Here is a 1,435-nt window from a genome sequence, read left to right as displayed (position 1 = left end):
AAAGTGTTTGTAAAGTGTTTTTTCTTAACAACGTTTTTATCATCTGAAAACAGGTTTACATGAAGGGCAGTTTAAACCCTTTTTTCTTGCCTTTTGTCATGTTTGTCATCTGTTTCATCATTTTTTTCATTTCTTCAAATTGCTTTAAAAGACGGTTGACTTCCTGTACGGATGTCCCGCTTCCTTTCGCAATCCGTTTGCGCCTGCTTGCATTGATGATCTCAGGCTGCTCTTTTTCCTTCCCGGTCATCGACTTGATGATGGCTTCGATATGGCTGAGCTGTTTTTCATCAACTTTAACGTTTTTTAAGCCTTTCATTTTGCCTGCGCCGGGCATCATTTGAATCAGATCTTCAAGCGGCCCCATATTGCGGACCTGTCCGAGCTGTTCCAAAAAGTCGTCGAGCGTAAAGCTCATATTTTTCATTTTTTGCTCGAGTTCTTTCGCCTTTTCTTCGTCTACGTTGGCCTGGGCTTTCTCGATAAGGGTGAGCACATCGCCCATTCCGAGAATTCGCGAGGCCATCCGTTCAGGATGAAACGGCTCCAGCGCATCAAGCTTTTCGCCCATTCCGGCAAATTTGATCGGCGTGTTGGTCACGGCGCGGATCGACAAGGCCGCCCCGCCTCTTGTATCACCGTCAAGCTTCGTCAGAATGACACCCGTCACACCGAGCTGTTCGTTGAAGCTTTTGGCAACATTTACCGCATCTTGACCCGTCATGGAATCAACGACAAGGAAAATCTCTTCCGGCTGAGCTGTTTCTTTTACCTGCTCAAGCTCATCCATCAGGTCTTCATCAATGTGAAGGCGTCCCGCCGTATCGATGAGAACGTAGTCATGATGATCTTCTTTCGCCTTTTCGATGGCCTGCTTGGCAATCTCAACCGGACTGACCTTGTCACCCAGTGAAAATACCGGCATATCGAGCTGTTTGCCGAGCGTTTCCAGCTGTTTGATCGCCGCCGGGCGGTAGATGTCTGCTGCCACGAGCAGCGGATTGCGGTTATGTTTTTTGCGAAGCAGGTTGGCGAGCTTTCCGGTCGACGTCGTTTTACCGGCCCCTTGCAGACCGACCATCATGATGACGGTCGGCGGACGCTTTGCAGCGGCAATCTTGCTTTCCTCGCCGCCCATCAGCTCCGTCAGTTCTTCTTTTACCACTTTAATGACCTGCTGTCCGGGCGTCAGGCTTTTCATGACGTCTTGTCCGACAGCTCGTTCGCTTACCTTTTTCACAAAATCTTTCACGACTTTAAAATTGACGTCCGCTTCAAGGAGCGCTAAACGGACTTCACGCATCATGTCTTTTACGTCTTGCTCCGTTACTTTTCCTTTTCCGCGCATTTTTGCGAGCGTTTGCTGCAGCCGGTCGGCTAATCCTTCGAATGCCATATTAAGTGCCGCCTCCTAATCAAATTTCTCACGCGCGTC

The 1,435-nt window shown here is 49.0% G+C and carries 1 protein-coding gene; it reads right to left on the bottom strand.

Annotated elements, in window-relative coordinates:
• Positions 1-55: 55 nt before the first annotated feature.
• Entirely contained in the window at positions 56-1,396 is a 1,341-nt protein-coding gene (ffh, locus tag C1T29_RS10095) for a signal recognition particle protein (protein ID WP_208945677.1), read from the bottom strand.
• Positions 1,397-1,435 lie beyond the last annotated feature (39 nt).

It is taken from the genome of Bacillus sp. MBGLi79, assembly GCF_002953915.1.
Note: the sequence above shows the minus strand (reverse complement) of the source record. Positions and strands in the feature narration are given on the sequence as shown.